The 15,859-nt window shown below is 75.3% G+C and carries 12 protein-coding genes; 5 read left to right on the top strand and 7 right to left on the bottom strand.

Annotation, left to right across the window (positions count from 1 at the left end; all coding sequences use genetic code 11):
- Positions 1 to 7 precede the first annotated feature (7 nt).
- The 5 genes from QRT03_RS28880 to wsfD are packed head-to-tail and all read left to right on the top strand — an operon-like array spanning position 8 to position 6,444.
- The gene (locus QRT03_RS28880) at positions 8 to 694 is read left to right on the top strand and encodes a response regulator (protein ID WP_286056621.1); all 687 of its coding nucleotides are present in this window, start codon (positions 8 to 10) and stop codon (positions 692 to 694) included.
- Entirely contained in the window at positions 691 to 2,532 is a 1,842-nt protein-coding gene (locus tag QRT03_RS28875) for a sensor histidine kinase (protein ID WP_286056620.1), read from the top strand. Before QRT03_RS28880 ends, QRT03_RS28875 begins: the two co-directional genes overlap by 4 nt.
- Positions 2,533 to 2,564: 32 nt before the next feature.
- The gene (locus tag QRT03_RS28870; RefSeq protein ID WP_286056619.1) at positions 2,565 to 4,079 is read left to right on the top strand and encodes an acyl-CoA synthetase; all 1,515 of its coding nucleotides are present in this window, start codon (positions 2,565 to 2,567) and stop codon (positions 4,077 to 4,079) included.
- A complete protein-coding gene (locus QRT03_RS28865; RefSeq protein WP_286056618.1) occupies positions 4,076 to 4,750 on the top strand; it encodes a ComEA family DNA-binding protein in 675 nt (224 codons plus the stop codon). The genes QRT03_RS28870 and QRT03_RS28865 overlap by 4 nt, the downstream gene beginning before the upstream one ends.
- Before the next feature lie 38 nt (positions 4,751 to 4,788).
- Complete coding sequence (gene wsfD / locus QRT03_RS28860; protein WP_286056617.1) at positions 4,789 to 6,444, top strand: glycan biosynthesis hexose transferase WsfD; 1,656 nt, start codon at positions 4,789 to 4,791, stop codon at positions 6,442 to 6,444.
- A 7-nt stretch (positions 6,445 to 6,451) separates the two neighbouring features.
- Here the strand turns inward: wsfD and QRT03_RS28855 are convergent, their stop codons facing one another.
- The 7 genes from QRT03_RS28855 to QRT03_RS28825 form a co-directional block, all read right to left on the bottom strand.
- Positions 6,452 to 7,396 carry a hypothetical protein gene (locus tag QRT03_RS28855; RefSeq protein ID WP_286056616.1) on the bottom strand — a complete coding sequence of 315 codons (945 nt, stop codon included), beginning with the start codon at positions 7,394 to 7,396 and terminating at the stop codon, positions 6,452 to 6,454.
- Between the two features lie 234 nt (positions 7,397 to 7,630).
- Positions 7,631 to 8,884: an aldehyde dehydrogenase family protein gene (locus QRT03_RS28850; protein WP_286056615.1), complete on the bottom strand. Its 1,254-nt coding sequence runs from the start codon at positions 8,882 to 8,884 to the stop codon at positions 7,631 to 7,633.
- A 205-nt stretch (positions 8,885 to 9,089) separates the two neighbouring features.
- Positions 9,090 to 10,274: a glutamate 5-kinase gene (gene proB / locus QRT03_RS28845; RefSeq protein ID WP_286056806.1), complete on the bottom strand. Its 1,185-nt coding sequence runs from the start codon at positions 10,272 to 10,274 to the stop codon at positions 9,090 to 9,092.
- Complete coding sequence (gene obgE, locus QRT03_RS28840; RefSeq protein ID WP_286056614.1) at positions 10,274 to 11,788, bottom strand: GTPase ObgE; 1,515 nt, start codon at positions 11,786 to 11,788, stop codon at positions 10,274 to 10,276. The genes proB and obgE overlap by 1 nt, the downstream gene beginning before the upstream one ends.
- A gap of 77 nt (positions 11,789 to 11,865) precedes the next feature.
- The gene (gene rpmA / locus QRT03_RS28835) at positions 11,866 to 12,123 is read right to left on the bottom strand and encodes a 50S ribosomal protein L27 (protein ID WP_018335422.1); all 258 of its coding nucleotides are present in this window, start codon (positions 12,121 to 12,123) and stop codon (positions 11,866 to 11,868) included.
- Positions 12,124 to 12,136: 13 nt separating this feature from the next.
- On the bottom strand, positions 12,137 to 12,436 hold the full coding sequence (rplU, locus tag QRT03_RS28830) for a 50S ribosomal protein L21 (RefSeq protein ID WP_286056613.1): 300 nt from the start codon (positions 12,434 to 12,436) through the stop codon (positions 12,137 to 12,139).
- 147 nt (positions 12,437 to 12,583) lie between these two features.
- Positions 12,584 to 15,841 carry an Rne/Rng family ribonuclease gene (locus tag QRT03_RS28825; RefSeq protein ID WP_286056612.1) on the bottom strand — a complete coding sequence of 1,086 codons (3,258 nt, stop codon included), beginning with the start codon at positions 15,839 to 15,841 and terminating at the stop codon, positions 12,584 to 12,586.
- Positions 15,842 to 15,859: the final 18 nt, after the last annotated feature.

The following is a 15,859-nucleotide window of genomic DNA, read 5'->3' as shown; positions in this document are numbered from 1 at the left end:
TGGGCGCATGACCGTGCGGGTGCTCGTGGTCGACGACCAGGCCGTGGTGCGGGCCGGCTTCCGCGCCATCCTCGACGCGGCCGAGGGGATCGAGGTCGTGGGCGAGGCCGGGGGTGGACCGGAGGCCGTCACGGTGGCAGCCCACCTACGGCCCGACGTGGTGCTCATGGACGTGCGGATGCCGGCCGGGGACGGCGTCACCGCGACCCGGGCCATCCTGGACGACCCGGCGGCGACCGGCACGAAGGTCCTGGTGGTGAGCACGTTCGACCTCGACGAGCACGTCTTCGACGCCCTCCGAGCCGGGGCCGGTGGCTTCGTCCTGAAGGACATCGAGCCCGAGCGCCTCGTCGAGGCGATCCGGCTCGTGCACGCGGGAGAGGCCCTCCTCGCGCCGTCGATCACCCGCCGGCTGATCGGGGAGTTCGTGCGGCTCGGCCCCACCGCCTCCGATCACGACGGCGGGTCCGCCCCGGCCCGGGACACGGCCCCCGGGCTCTCCGCCCGCGAACGCGACGTGGTCGCCCAGGTGGCCCGCGGCCTCAGCAACGCCGAGATCGCGGCCGCCCTCGTGGTCGCCGAGAGCACGGTGAAGACGCACGTGTCGAGCGTGCTGACCAAGTGGGACCTGCGCGACCGGGTGCAGCTGGTGGTCCGGGCGCACGAGCTCGGGCTGGTCGGGGGTGACCCGTGACCCGCGCACGGCGGGTCGACCTCGCGATCCTCGTGCTGCTGTTCGTCCCGTGGGCGGTGTCCACCCTGCTCACCGGGCCGCTCGTCCCGGGCCGGCTGCCGGGTGCCGCGGTCGTCGGGATCGGGCTGCTCGGCCATCTGCCGGTCCTGGCCCGACGCGACGCCCCGGTGCTCGCGCTCGCAGTGGCGCTGGTGGGCGCCGGGCTGACCGCGGCGGCGGGCGGACCGGTGCTCGGTCTGGTCCTCGCGGTCCTCGTCGGCACCCTCGCGCGGTCCGCCGGACCGGGGGCGGCCCTGGCCGCCACCGCCGGGACCGCCGCTGCGGCGGGAGCGCTCGCGACGGCGTCCGGGACTCCCGTTCTCGCGCCGCTGGGTGCCGTCGTGGTCGGGGGCGTCGCGGGGGCGGTCCGGCGTCACGTGGTGGTGGGCCGCGCCCGACGCCGGGCTGCGGAGGACACCGCGCAGCGGGCCGCGGCCGCCGAGGCCGAGCGCCGGACGGTGGCGGCGACGCTGCACGGCACCGTGCGCGGCCACCTCGAGGACACCGTGACCCGCGCCGAGAACCTCGACCCCGACGGACCGCCGGAGGCGTTCGCCGCCGTGGCCGACTCGGCCCGCGCCGCACTGGGCGCGCTGCGCGAGATGCTGGCGCTGCTGCGCGACCCGCCCGTCCAGGAGGCGTCCGCCCGCGCGGCCCCGGCTCCGGCGCTCGACCCGCTCACGCCGACCGCGCTCGCCGTCCTGGCTCTCGTCCTCGGGCTCCCCGGCGTCACCCCACCCGAGCAGGCGGCCGTGCTCGCCCTGCCCGGCACGGTCGCCGGCGTCGTCGCCCTCGTGCTCCAGCTCGGGGCCACCGGATTCCGGCGCCGGGCACCGGCGGCCGCCCTGGTCGTCGCGACCCTGGCCTCGGCGTCGACGGTGGTCGGAGCCGGGGGCGGTGGCCAGCTCGCCGCGGTCGTGGCCTGGGCGGTCCTGGCGTACTCCACGGTCGTGTACGCCACGCCCCGGCGGGCCGTCGGCGCGGTCGTCCTCAGCGTCGGTGTCGTGCTGGTGGTCAGCCTCGCGGCCGTCGGGTTCGGCGTGCTACCCGAGGCGTCCGCGGGCGGGACGGTCGGGGCGATGATCTCCACGCTGGTCACGACGGCCGTCGTGGTCGGTGCCGGGCTCCTGGGGCGCAGCGAGCGGATCGCCCGCGACGCCGCGGCCGCGGCCGACCGGGCCGCGCTGGCGGCCGACACCCGCCGTCGGGAACGACTCCGGCTGGCCCGGGACCTGCACGACGGGATCGCCCACCACGTCTCGGGCATGGCGGTGCAGGCCGCGGCCGCACGGTCGGTCGGGGCCGGCCGCCCCGACCTGCTCGCCGACGCGGTCGTGCACCTGCGCGCCACCGGGCGACGGACGTTGCAGGGCCTCCCCTCGCTGTTCGAGGCGCTGGGCCACGACGACGACCTCCGGTCCGCGCTCGACGACCTCGCGGCGCCGTTGCGGGCCTCCGGCGGCGAGGTCCGCATCGAGGTCGACGACGGCACCGAGCCGGTGTCCACGGTCGTGGAGGTGGTCCGGGAGGCACTCACCAACGTGGCGAAGCACGCGGGCCCCACCGGGGTGACGGTGGAGGTCCGCGCCGCGGGGCCGGCGACCGAGGTGGAGGTCCGGGACGACGGGCCCGTCCCCGGGCACAGGCCACCCCCGGCCGGCGGGCACGGGCTGGTGGGGATGAGGGAGCGGGTCGCGGACGGCGCGATCGAGGCGGGGCCGTGCGGGGCCGGATGGCGGGTGCGGGTCAGGCTGCCGGCGGAGGGCGCTGGACGGGAGCCGATCAACCGGCGAGAGTGACCGCGCACACGAGTGGCTCCGGAGAGGACGACGTGGACACCCGCGCCAACACCGTCGACGGGGTGCTGCGCCGCAGCGCCCACCGCACCCCCGATCGCACCGCGCTGGTCTTCGCCGACCGCTCCTGGACCTACCGCGAGCTCGAGGACGCGGTGAGCCGCACCGCCGGCTGGCTGCGCTCGCTCGGCCTGGCGCAGGGCGACCGGGTCGCCACGTACGGCCGGAACTCCGACGCCTACGTGCTGAGCTTCCTCGGCGCGGCCCGGATCGGAGCGGTGCACGTCCCGATCAACTACGCGCTGACCGGCGAGGAGCTCGCGTACCTGATCGACCAGTCGGGCTCGAAGGTCCTCGTCGTCGATCCCGCCCTCGCGGGGAACGTGGAGGCCCTGACCCAGCGGCCGGACCAGGTCGTGCCGATGCGGGATGCCCCCGGGAGCCTGCTCGACGCCGCCCGCACGGGCGAGGTGCCCGAGATCGACGTGACGGTCGAGGACACCGACCTGGTCCAGCTGCTCTACACGAGCGGGACCACGTCGAAGCCCAAGGGCGCGATGATGACCCACCGCGGCCTGGTCCACGAGTACGTCTCCGGCATCCACGCGCTGTCGATGTCCGAGCACGACGAACCGCTGCACGCGATGCCGCTCTACCACTCCGCGGGCATGCAGCTGTTCATGCTGCCGTACCTGGCGGTCGGGGCCACGAACCACTTGATGGAGGCCCCGGACGTCCCGGAGATCCTCCGCCGGATCGAGGCCGACGGGATCGGCGCGATGTTCCTCGCGCCCACCGTGTGGGTGCCGCTGGTGAACCACGAGGACTTCGCGACCCGGGACCTGTCGTCGCTGCGCAAGGCGTTCTACGGCGCGTCGATCATGCCCGGCCCGATCCTGGCGCGGCTGCGCGAGCAGCTGCCCGCGCTCGGCGTCTACAACTGTTTCGGCCAGTCCGAGATCGGCCCGCTCGCCACGGTGCTGCAGCCCGAGGAGCACGACGAGCGTCCGGACTCGTGCGGGCGCCCGGTGCTCTTCGTCGAGCTGCGCGTGATCGACGATCAGGGCGACGACGTGGCCCCCGGCGGGTCCGGGGAGGTCGTCTACCGCTCCCCGCAGCTCTGCGAGGGCTACTGGGACAAGCCCGAGGAGACCGCCGAGGCGTTCCGGGACGGCTGGTTCCACTCCGGCGACCTGGTGCGCATCGACGAGCAGGGCTTCATCACGGTCGTCGACCGCATCAAGGACGTGATCAACACCGGCGGGATCCTCGTCGCGTCCCGCGAGGTCGAGGACGCGCTCTACACCCACGAGGCGGTCGCCGAGGTCGCCGTCATCGGGACCCCGGACGAGAGGTGGATCGAGGCGGTCACGGCGTTCGTGGTGCTGCGGCCCGGACACGCCGACGGCTTCGAGCCGGCGACGCTGATCGAGCACGCGAAGGGACGCCTCGCGAAGTACAAGGTGCCGAAGTCCGTGCACCTGATCGAGGAGCTGCCGCGCAACCAGTCCGGCAAGCTGCTCAAGCGGGTGCTCCGGGACAAGGTGTGACGACCACCCGGCCGGGCAACTGGTTCACCCGCGGCGGGTGGTGGTTCCTCGTCCACCTCCTGAGCTTCGGCGTGTTCGCGGTCATCCCGTTCGGTGCGGCGGCCGCGGTGTCCCGACGCCGGGTGCACCTCTGGCTCGCGGCCGCGGTCGCCGTCCTGACCGTCGCGATGTTCACGCTGGTCACCCTCGCGCCGGTCGACGCGGCCGGGAAGCGGACCGGGCCGCTCGACGCGATCGCGACGGTGATCCTCACCCTGCTCCTCTTCGGCGGCCTCGTCGGGCTCGTCGTCGTCCGCCAGCAGGTCTACGGCAGCGGGGCGCCGTCCCCGCGGCCGGGACCCGACCCCGCCGTCTCCCGGGCCCTCGCCTCCCGGCAGCGCCGGGCCGAGGCCCGCCGCATCGTCGTCGAGGACCCGCTGCTGGCCCGGGAGCTGCGCATCGGCCGCCCCGACCAGCCGCGGGACTACGACGACGGCGGCCTCGTCGACCTGAACTCGGCTCCCGCGCCGGCGCTCGCGAGCGTCTGCGAGCTCACCCCGGAGCAGGCGGGGCGCATCGTCCAGGCCCGCCAGGCCGCGGGTCGCTTCGCGACGGTGGAGGACGTCTTCTCCTGGGTCGACCTGCCCGTCGACGTGTGGGACCGCGTACGCGACCGCGGCGTCACCCTCTGACCGACACGCCGGGGACCGGCAGCGCAGGACCCGGATGAGTGACATCTGAGAGCGTTTCGTACGGTCGGAGCATCGACCTCACGACTCTCCCCGCCCGGGGCCGACGCGGCACGGAGCTGCGCGACCGGGCGGGCCGCTCCCTGCGCCACGGCCTGCGCACCGCCTCGGGCGACCTGCGCGACGCCGTGCTCGCGGTGCCCCGCGCCGTGGCGATCCCGGTCGCCGTCGGGCTCTCGGCCGCCCTCGCGACGGTGCTCGGGCTCGCCCTGCGGATCGGCCTGGTCACCCTGCCCGGACTCGGCGGCGGCCTCATCGGCGCCGGCGACAACGGCGACGCGTTCCGCCTGTTCTGCACCGCCGGGCTGACGCCGGACACCCCGTCGCGGTTCTCGCTGTGGCGCGGCGTGGTGGTCACGTCCTTCACCACCGGCGCGGAGCCCTGCACGGCGGCACCGTCCTCGTCGTCGTTCCTGCTGGGGCTCGTGGTGCCGGGCGACGCCGGGGTCTGGTCGCTGACCTCCTACGCGTGGCTGCTGGCGGGGATCGCCGCCCTCGCCGTCGGGATCGGTGCCGCGACGCTCGCGACCGTACGGCCGTGGCGCGCCGCGCTGGTCGTGCTCCCGCTGGTCGGGCTGCTGGCGGTCTCGTGGTGGTCGCGCTTCCTGGTCTCGCTCTACGCCGAGCCGACCGCCCTGGTCGCGGTGGCCGTGCTGCTCGTCGGGCTGCTGGTGGTGGCGGGCACCCGGCCCGACCACCGGGTCCAGCGCCTCGTCGCGCTCGCGCTCGTCGGCCTCGGCGGGCTGGCGGGCGCCACCGCCAAGCCCGGCTTCGTCCCCATCGGGCTGGTCGCAGCGGCCGCCGCGGCCGTGATCGTCGTCCGGTCCCGACGGCGGGAGGGTGGCCTGCGCGGTCGGGTGTGGCGCCTGGCCGGCCCGCTCGTCGCGGTCGCGCTCCTGGCCGGCGCCGCCCACCCGGTGAGCGCCGCCGTCGAGGGCCAGGACCGCAGCTACGCGGCCGTGAACGCCCACAACCTGCTCTTCACCGCGGTCATGCCGGAGGTCGGCCCGGACGTCGTCGTCCCCGCCGTCGGTCTCCCGCAGAGCGCCGCGGCACACTCCGGCGAGGGGTTCTACGTCGCCGGGGGTCTCGGCATCCCGGGTTGGGCGACCGCCGTCGGCGACCGCCCCGACGAAGCCCGCTCGGTCGCCCGCAGCCTGCTCCTCGCGCACCCGGACGCGTTCGCGACGATGGTCGGCCGCGGCCTGACCGCGACGATGCGGCCCCAGCTGACCTACCTGCCGTCCGAACCCCGCGGGACCGCGCCCGAGCACTTCGAGGGCCGGACGGTCTACCCGGAGGCCGGCCCGCAGACGACACTGCTCGTCGGGTGGCTGGACGAGATCGCCCTCGGGTGGCTCCCGCTCGCGCTGGTCGTCGCGGCGCTCGGGGCGGCCGCGGCCACCCTCCTCCCCCGCGCCCGCCGTGGGGACCCGCTCGTCGTCGGGCTCGTCCGGGTCGCCGGCGGCGCCGCACTGCTCGGGCTGGGGATCGTCACGCTCGCCGTGGCCGGGGACGGCTACTACGAGCTGTCCAAGCACGTGTGGCTCGGCTCCTACCTCTTCCTGACGGCGGGTGTCACCGGCCTGGCGGCCGTCGTCGCCGGGGCCACCGCGCGCTTCCGCCGCCGGGTCTGACCCGTCGTCAGGACCGTCGGTAGGTGCGGGTGCCGATGACGGTCGTGCCGGGCGGCAGAGCCGTGAGCCCGGGGTTCGGACCGTCCGGGCCGCCCTTGTCGATCTGGTACTGCAGCAGCGAGTTGCTGGCGCCGGAGTCGGCGACGAACAGGTCGACGCGGTACGGGTCGGTGTCCGGGGCGAACTGGCGCCCGAGGTAGTACTGGCCGCAGTCGAACGACTCGTCGTCGCGTGTGACGCACGGCTTGTCCTGCGGGAAGTAGCGGCCGGTGCCGGGGTCGAACGTCGTCGCCCACAGCAGGGTGCCCTCGGGTAGGCCGTTGTAGTTCCCGACCAGCCGGAACGTCTTCGGCACCGACGAGGTCACCGGGTCGAGAACGGTGGCGGCGGACGGCTCGGACGGCCCGAGCCGGCCCTCGACGAGCGCGACGACCAGGAGGGTGAGGCCGGCCCCGACCACCGCGGACCCGACCGCCACGAGCCATCCCCGGCCCACCCGCCGTCGGGACGGACGAACTGGTTCCGGAGCCGGGTCGGCCGGGGGCTCCTCCACCACGGGAGCCGGCTCGGGGGCGGGGTCGCCCTCGATCCAGCGCGGAGGGGTGGCGACGACCGCCTCGCCCTGGCGGCGGCGCTTCTCGAGCCGGTCGAGGTGGTGCCAGTACTCCGCCCACGCCTCGATCTCGGCGTCGTCCGCCCCGGCCGTGCGCAGGACCGACCGCACGAGCGGCAGCTCCGGGAACGTCTCCCCGCGCAGGGCCTTGGCCAGCGCGGACCGGCTGAGCCGGGCGTCGTCGGGCAGACCGCGGAGCATCGTCTCCAGGGTCGGCTCACCGTGCTCCGCGAGCGCCCGGCGCAGCCAGTGCGCGAGCTCCCGGCGCGGCGTCCCGTCGCGCTCCACCGGCGCCGGCCGCCGACCCGGCTCCCCCGCCCGCCTCGACTGCTCCCCCATACCGTCCGGTATGCCCGCGAGGGCCGGGAGAAATACCTGGTCGGCGCGTTCTTCGGGTCGACTTTTTCGGGCGCGGTGGTCAGGACCCGATCTTCTCGGTACTCCTTGTCCCCGACGGCGCGTGGGGGGACGGGCCGTCGCCCCGCGGCCGGCCACGCCGGTCGCGGCCGCCGGGGGGAGCGGCCGGGCACCTCGGTGCCCGGCCGTGGCCCCGGCGTCGGGCCGGCCCGGGGATCACCCCAGCCCGACGGCCGTGGACGCCGGGACCACCACGAACTGCCGCAGGACCAGGTCCGTGAACACCACCGGACCGCGGGGCCCCGGCACGTGGTCGACGTTGATCCCGGTCTCCGGCACGCGGCGCAGCTTGAACCCGTCGAGCAGGCGCGTCGTGGCGTTCCAGAAGGCGCCGGTGCCGGCGTAGGTGTCGAGGAAGGTCCGCGCCGCCGCCTCGTCGGCGGTCACCACGGTCGCGGCCAGCCCCGAGGTCTCCCGGTTCGCGATCGCGGCCGCGTCGGCCGGGCCCCGGGCGGGCGCCACCGTCACCGTGGCCTCGTGCCCGTCGTCGAGGGCCCACTCGTGGCCCAGGGCGTGGTCGTGCGGCGGCAGCGATGCCGTCACCCCGGCATCGGCGAGCAGCTTGACGAGGATCGGCGACACCGCGTCCCACTGCGGCGCGTCGACGAGCAGCAGGTTGAGCCGGTTGCAGACGCCGAGCCGGTCCACGGACTCCGTCACGAGCTTCGCGGCCAGATCCGGATCGGCCGCGCGGTCGACGTAGAGGACCCCGCCGCCGTCGGCGTGGGCGAGGGTGCGCACCCCGTGCTGCGCCGCCTCGAGGCCGAGCGAGCGCGTGGTCTCCCCTGAGCCGCGCAGGATCACCAGCGGGATCAGGCCCGGACGGCGCACCAGCTCCACGGCGCACTCCCGGCTCGCGTCGCCGACCAGGGTCACCGCGTCCGCGGGCAGCCCGGCCACGGCCAGGGCGGGCCCCACCACGTCGGCCATCAGGGCGCTCGCGGAGGCCAGCGCCGCGCCGCCGGTCCGCAGCACGCCCGCATTGCGGGACTTCACCAGCTGCGAGGCCACGTCGATCACCACGTTCGGCCGGGCCTCGAAGTTCGCCCCGATCACGCCCACGGGCCGCCGCCGCTCGATCAGCCGCAGCCCGTCGGGCCGTTCCTCGACGACGGTGTCCCGCGGCGGAACCGGCACGTCCGCCAGGACCCGCAGCGACTCGGCCAGCGCGATGAGCCGGTCCGAGTCCAGCCTCAGCCGGTCGAGGAGCGCGCCGGTCATCCCGGCATCCTTCGCCGCCTCGAGGTCCGCGGCGTTCGCGACGGCGAGCGTGGGCGCCTTCGAGACGAGCAGGTCCGCCATCCCGCGCAGCGCCGCGGCGATCTGCGCGTCGTTCGCCGCCGCCATGGCCGGCGCGGCCGCGGCCGCCCGCTCGCCGCAGTCGGTGACGATGTCGGCGGGAGTGCTCATCGGACCAGTATGCCGATCACGTCGATCCTCAGGCGTGGGCGGTTCCGGGCGGCGGCGCGCGTGCCCCAGCCGCAAGATCTCGTTCTGCCGCGCGAAGTGGGGCGGGGACCGATCGGTCCGCTCTTCCCGACAGGATCTTGCGTCTCGGACCGCGACGTCAGCCGTGTGCCGCCGCCGACATCGTGCGGCGACCCGGAGGCGCTCCTCAGGCGTGGGCGGCCGGGTCCGGGGCGGGACGACGGCCCACCGGCACCAGGTCGTCGGCGTGCACCACCTCGCGGCGGAACTCGGGAGCGAGGTCGCGGGTCTTGCGGCCGACGAGCTCCGGCATCTCCTCGGCGTCGAACGCCACCACGCCCCGCGCGACGGTGTCCCCGTGCGGCCCGACGAGCTCCACGACGTCCCCGGCCTCGAAGTCGCCGTCGGACCCGGTGATCCCGGCGGCGAGCAACGACCGGCGGCGGGCCGCCGGGCCCGACGCCACCGCGCGCACCGCCCCGTCGTCGAGATGGAGCCGCCCGTGCGAGCCCGCCATGTGCCGCAGCCAGAACCGGCGGGCCGACAGCCGCGGCCCGGTCGGCGCGAACACCGTCCCGACCTCCCCGGACGTCAACGCCCGCGCCGCGTCCGCCGCGCCCGCCACGAGCACCGGCACCCCGGCGCCGGAGGCGAGGTCGGCCGCCGCGAGCTTGGAGGCCATCCCCCCGGTGCCGATCGACGACGCGCCGGGCTTGGCGACCCGCACGGACGCGAGGTCGGCCATGCCGTGCACCTCGTCGATCATCGCGGCGCCGGGCGCCCGCGGGTCGTCGTCGTACACGCCGTCGACGTCGGAGAGCAGCACCAGCGCCTCCGCCCCCACGATGTGCGCGACGAGGGCGGCGAGCCGGTCGTTGTCGCCGAACCGGATCTCGTCGGTGGCCACGGTGTCGTTCTCGTTGACCACCGGCACCACCCCGAGCCCGAGCAGGCGCTCGAAGGTGCGCTGGGCGTTCCGGTACGGCGCTCGGCGGACGACGTCGTGGCTGGTGAGCAGGACCTGCCCGACGACGCGGTCGTGCCGGGCGAACGCGTCGGCGTAGGCCCGCGTGAGGTGCAGCTGCCCGACCGAGGCCGCGGCCTGCTGCGTCGCGAGGTCCCGCGGACGGCGGGTGAGCCCGAGCGGCGCGAGACCGGCGGCGATCGCCCCGGAGGACACCAGGATCACCTGCGTCCCGGACGCGACCCGTCCGGCGACCGCGTCCACCAGCGCGTCCAGCCGGGACACCTCGAGGCCGCCGGACACGCTGGTCAGCGACGACGACCCGATCTTGACGACGAGCCGCCGCGCGCCCTGGACGGTGGCGCGGGAGCCGGTGCTCGCCCCCGTCGCTTCGCTCGCCCCCGGGATCACTCCTCGTCCCACCCGTAGGAGTCTCCCCCGTCGACCCAGGAGGGGACACCGAGTTCGGCGTCGTCGCGGTGCCGGCGCCGCTCGACCTTGGCGGCCTTGCGTTCGGCCGCGGAGCTGCGGTCGGCCCGCCCGACGTTGTCCACCCGGACGTCCGTGCCGCGGATGTGCCCGCCGAGGGCCGCGATCCCGGCAGGGGTCGAGGGCTCCCAGTCGAAGGTGTGCACGCCGATGGTGACCATGTCGCCGGCCGACGCGCCCGCCTCGGCGAGCGCCTCCTCGACGCCGAGCTTTGCGAGCCGGTCGGCCAGGTAGCCCACGGCCTCGTCGTTGCTGAAGTCGGTCTGGCGGACCCACCGCTCGGGCTTCTCGCCGCGCACCACCCACGCCGGCCCCTCGACCGGGTCGACGGTGGTGTCCGCCGCGACCGTAAACCCCGTGTCGTCGACCGCCTTCGGCCGCAGCACCACCCGTGGCGGGACCGTGACGAGCGCCGACGCCCGCGCCTCGTCCACGGCCGCCGCCATGAGGAACGTCAGCTCGCGCAGCCCGGTGTGCGCGGCGGTGGAGATCTCCACGACCGGCCAGCCGAACTCCTCGACGTCGGGCCGGACCAGCTCGGCGAGCTCGGCCGCGTCCGGGACGTCCATCTTGTTCAGCGCGACGATGCGGGGCCGCTCGGAGAGGTCCGTGCCCAGCGCTGGGGTGTAGGCGGCGAGCTCGGCCTCGAGCGCGCGGATGTCCGAGACCGGGTCGCGGTCGGACTCGAAGGTCGCGCAGTCGACCACGTGCACCAGGACCGAGCAGCGCTCGATGTGCCGCAGGAAGTCCAGTCCGAGGCCCTTCCCGCCCGAGGCGCCCGGGATGAGCCCAGGCACGTCCGCGACGGTGAAGGTCGACTCCCCGGCGCTGACCACGCCGAGGTGCGGGGTCAGGGTGGTGAAGGGGTAGTCCGCGATCTTCGGACGAGCCGCCGAGAGCGCGCTGACCAACGACGACTTGCCGGCCGAGGGGAACCCGAGCAGCCCGACGTCGGCCATCGAGCGCAGTTCGAGCACGAGGTCGCGCGAGTCCCCCGGCTCGCCGAGCAGGGCGAAGCCCGGCGCCTTGCGGGCGGGGCTCGCGAGCGCGGCGTTGCCGAGCCCCCCGCGACCGCCCTCGGCGGCCACGAAGCGCATCCCGGGCGCACTGAGGTCGCCCAGCACCTCGCCGTCGGCCGACATCACGACGGTGCCCTCGGGGACCGCGAGCTCCACGTCCTCGGCGTTCGCGCCGTTGCGGAAGGACCCCTGCCCGGGGCGACCGTTGCCGGCGACCGCGTGCGGGCGGTGGTGGAAGTCCAGGAGGGTGTGCACGCCGGGGTCGGCGACGAGCACGACGTCCCCGCCGCCCCCGCCGTTCCCGCCGTCCGGACCCCCGAGCGGGACGAACTTCTCCCGGCGCACCGAGGTGCAGCCGTGCCCACCGGAGCCGGCGGTCACGTGCAGGGTCACGCGGTCGACGAAACGAGCCATGATGCCTTCCTCGACACAGACGAAGGGGCGGACCCGATCGGGCCCGCCCCTCGCCTGGTGCTGCTGCTGGAAGAGGCTCAGGCCTCGACCGGCACGATGTTGACGTTCTTGCGCCCGGCCTTGGTGCCGAAGGTGACGGCCCCGGGGATCAGCGCGAACAGGGTGTCGTCCCCACCGCGGCCGACGCCCACGCCCGGGTGGAACTTGGTGCCGCGCTGCCGGACGAGGATCTCGCCGGCCTTCACGACCTGGCCGCCGAAGCGCTTGACCCCGAGCCGCTGGGCGTTGGAGTCACGACCGTTGCGGGAGCTGGACGCACCCTTCTTGTGAGCCATGTGTTCCGCTCCCTTACTTCGAGATGCCGGTGATCTCGACCTGGCTGTAGCGCTGGCGGTGGCCCTGGCGCCGCTTGTAGCCGGTCTTGTTCTTGTACTTCAGAATCTTGATCTTCGGGCCCTTCGCCTCACCGCGGACGGTCCCGGTGATCGAGACCTTCGCGAGGTCGTCGGCGGAGGACAGGACGGTCGAGCCGTCGACCACGAGCACGGGCTGCAGGTCGACCGAGTCGCCGTCCAGCAGCTCCACGTCGAGGACGTCGCCGACCGCGACCTTGTACTGCTTGCCGCCGGTCTTCACGATCGCGTACATCTCGGACGCAGGCTCCTGTCGTGCTGGGCGTTCGGTTCGGGTCGGGAGGCCCGCCCGCGAGGGCGCCTCACCGTGTGCCGACGTGGTCCACCCCGGCACTGCTCGCTCCACGATACCCGCCGCCTTCCCGACGGCGGGTCGCGGGGGTCAGTTCCCGCCCACCGCCACCGGCGGTCCGGCGGGGCGGGACGCGGCACGTCGCCGCTGGCGCTTCGGCGTCGGCTCGGAGTTCCCGACGGCGGGTGCGGTCTCCTCGGGCTCCTCGGCCTCCGGCTCCGTCGCGGGCTGTGACGGGGCCATCGCCCCGATGCGGCCCGTGATGAACGGCTCCTCGGGCTGGTCGGGCTCCTCCGAGACCGGCGCGGCGACCGGGGACGCCGGGGCCGCGGACAGCTCCGGCGCCACGCTCTCCTCGCCCGGACCCGCCGCGCGCGCCACCTCCGGACCCTCGGGGGCCTCGTCGGCGGCCTCCTCCGCGTCCTCGGCGGCGTCCACCGTCCCGTCCGCCCGCGTTGCCCCCGCCGGCTCCGGCGCCGGCTCCCCGGTCGACTCCTCGGCGAGGTCGGCCTCCAGGGCGACCTCGGAGTCCCCGGAGTCCCCGGAGTCCCCGGCGTCGGTCGCGCTCTGCTCCGCCGCCGCGTCGGTGTCCGGCGTCGTGTCGGTCTCCTCGGGGGTGCCGGTCGACTCCTCGGCGAGGTCGGCCTCGAGGGCCACCTCGGTCTCCTCGGGTTCCCCGGCCTCCTCGGCCGTCGCGGGCCGGCGGCCGGCCACGTCGGCGGGGCTCGGGACGTGCCCGGCCCCGTTCGCCGTCGCGGCGACCGTGGTCGGCGAGCCGCCCTCGGAGCTCGCGCCCCGACGGCCCCGGCCACGGCGGCGACCGGACCCGGACGAGCCGCCGGAGCCGTTCGACCCGGCGTCGGACGAGCCGTTCGAGGACCCGTTCGAGCCGGAGGAAGAGCCGTTCGAGCCGGAGGACGAGCCCTTGCTGCTCTCGTGCGCGTGGCCGCCGTTCGTCCCGATCACCGGCTCGGACGAGACGATGACGCCCCGGCCCTTGCAGTGCTCGCAGACCGTGGAGAACTCGTCGAGCAGGCCCTGCCCGACCCGCTTGCGGGTCATCTGGACGAGGCCGAGCGAGGTCACCTCGGCGACCTGGTGGCGGGTGCGGTCGCGCCCGAGGCACTCGGTGAGCCGGCGCAGGACGAGGTCACGGTTCGACTCCAGGACCATGTCGATGAAGTCGATCACGATCATGCCGCCGATGTCGCGCAGCCGCAGCTGGCGCACGACCTCCTCGGCGGCCTCGAGGTTGTTCCGGGTGACCGTCTCCTCGAGGTTGCCCCCGGAGCCGGTGAACTTGCCGGTGTTGACGTCGACGACGGTCATCGCCTCGGTGCGGTCGATGACCAGGGTGCCGCCGGAGGGCAGCCAGACCTTGCGGTCGAGGGCCTTCACGAGCTGCTCGTCGATGCGGTACGCGGCGAAGACGTCCTCCGGGCCGGTGTGGCGGGACAGGCGGGGCACGAGGTCGGGCGCGACGTGCGAGATGTAGCCCTCGAGGGTCTCCCAGGCCTGCTCGCCCGAGATCACCAGCGAGGAGAAGTCCTCGTTGAACATGTCGCGCACGACGCGGATCAGCAGGTCCGGCTCCTCGTGCACCAGCGAGGGCACCTTGGGCTTGTTCTTGCCCTTGCCCTCGGCGGCGTCCTTGCCGGTCCGCTCGATGACCTCCCACTGGGCGGCCAGGCGACGCACGTCGGCGTCGAGCTCGGCCTCCTCGATCCCCTCCGCGGCCGTGCGGATGATGACCCCGGCCTCGTCGGGGACGATGCGCTTGAGGATGTCCTTGAGCCGCTTGCGCTCGGGCTCGGGCAGCTTGCGGCTGATGCCGGTGGCGCCGCCGCCGGGGACGTAGACCAGGAAGCGGCCGGGCAGGCTGATCTGGGTGGTCAGCCGGGCGCCCTTGTGGCCGACCGGGTCCTTGGTGACCTGCACCAGCACCGAGTCGCCGGACGAGAGGGCGTGCTCGATCTTGCGCTGCTTGCCGTCCAGCCCGGCGGCGTCCCAGTTGACCTCGCCCGCGTAGAGCACGGCGTTGCGACCGCGCCCGATGTCGACGAAGGCCGCCTCCATCGAGGGCAGCACGTTCTGGACGCGGCCCAGGTAGACGTTCCCGACCATCGAGTTCTGGCCGATGCCCGCCACGAAGTGCTCGACCAGGACGCCGTCCTCGAGGACGCCGATCTGGCTGCGGTCCGCCTGCTGGCGCACGACCATGGTCCGCTCGACGGCCTCGCGGCGCGCCAGGAACTCCGACTCGGAGAGGATCGAGGGCCGACGGCGGCCGGCCTCCCGGCCGTCGCGACGCCGCTGGCGCTTCGCCTCGAGGCGGGTCGAGCCCTTGACGCCCTTGACCTCGTCGTCGCTGGACCGCTTCGGCTCGGTCTTCTCGCGGACGTGGGTGACGGTGTTCGGCGGGTCGTCCGGCGTCGACGACGAGTCACCCGAGTCGTCCGACCCGCGACGGCGACGACGCCGCCGGCGGCGCGACGACCCGGACCCCGACTCCGACGAGTCCTCGGCCCCGTCGTCGGCGTCCTCGGTGTCGTCGGAGTCCGACTGGTCCTCGGTGTCCCCGCTGTCCTCGGACTCGTCCGAGGAGCCGTCGTCGTCGGTCGACTCGTCGTCGGGCCCGTCGTCCCCGCCCCGGCCGCGGCCACGACCGCGGCGACCGCGGCGGCGGCGCCGGCGGCCGGACTCGTCGTCACCGTCGGAGTCGGTGCCGTCGGTGGCCGGGCCGGAGGTGTCCGCGGTCTCGTCCTCGGACGTCTCGTCGACGGCCGGGCCGGTCGGCTCCTCGGGGGTCTCGGTGCGGTCCGGGGTGACCACCCCGGAGGACCGGCTGCCCCGGCGCCGGCGGCGGCCGCCCCCGGTGGACCCGTCGTCCTCACCGGCGGGCGTCGCGGGCGTGGTGACGTCCGGGGCCAGGAAGAGCGCGGCCGGTGCGGCCGGGGCCGACGAGATCGCGCCGGTCACCGGCGCCTCGGCCGGTTCCTGGGGTTCCAGGGAGTTCACGGACTCCGCGGTGTCGGGGAGATCCGGGAGCGCCGGGGGCACCTCCGGCACGGCCGGCTCCTCGGCCGGCGCGCTCGGGAAGAAGTGCTCCACCACGCGGGAGACGGTGGGGCGGTCGACGCTCGACTGGGCGCTGCGCGCCGCCACCTCGAGGCGGGCGAGCACCGCGAGCACCTCGCGGCTGGACGAGCCGACCAGCCGTGCCACGGCGTGGACCCGCACCTTCTCGGGGAGCGCGGCCAGCGCCGCGGCGTCGGGGCGGCCCGCCTCCGTCGTGGGGGCGGTCTCCGACGCTGATGACGCTTCGGGGAGGGCGTCGTTCTCGGTCATGCAACTCCTTCGCCCCCG

This window comes from Actinomycetospora termitidis (assembly GCF_030286555.1).
GTDB lineage: Bacteria > Actinomycetota > Actinomycetes > Mycobacteriales > Pseudonocardiaceae > Actinomycetospora > Actinomycetospora termitidis.
This window is presented reverse-complemented; position numbering and strand designations above follow the sequence as displayed.

Bases quoted from the DNA above. Each gene is read 5' to 3' on its own strand.
- QRT03_RS28880 (WP_286056621.1), top strand. From the start codon at position 8: ATGACCGTGCGGGTGCTCGTGGTCGACGACCAGGCCGTGGTGCGGGCC.
- QRT03_RS28855 (WP_286056616.1), bottom strand. From the start codon at position 7,396: ATGGGGGAGCAGTCGAGGCGGGCGGGGGAGCCGGGTCGGCGGCCGGCG.
- QRT03_RS28850 (WP_286056615.1), bottom strand. From the start codon at position 8,884: ATGAGCACTCCCGCCGACATCGTCACCGACTGCGGCGAGCGGGCGGCC.
- obgE (WP_286056614.1), bottom strand. From the start codon at position 11,788: ATGGCTCGTTTCGTCGACCGCGTGACCCTGCACGTGACCGCCGGCTCC.
- rpmA (WP_018335422.1), bottom strand. From the start codon at position 12,123: ATGGCTCACAAGAAGGGTGCGTCCAGCTCCCGCAACGGTCGTGACTCC.
- rplU (WP_286056613.1), bottom strand. From the start codon at position 12,436: ATGTACGCGATCGTGAAGACCGGCGGCAAGCAGTACAAGGTCGCGGTC.
- QRT03_RS28825 (WP_286056612.1), bottom strand. From the start codon at position 15,841: ATGACCGAGAACGACGCCCTCCCCGAAGCGTCATCAGCGTCGGAGACC.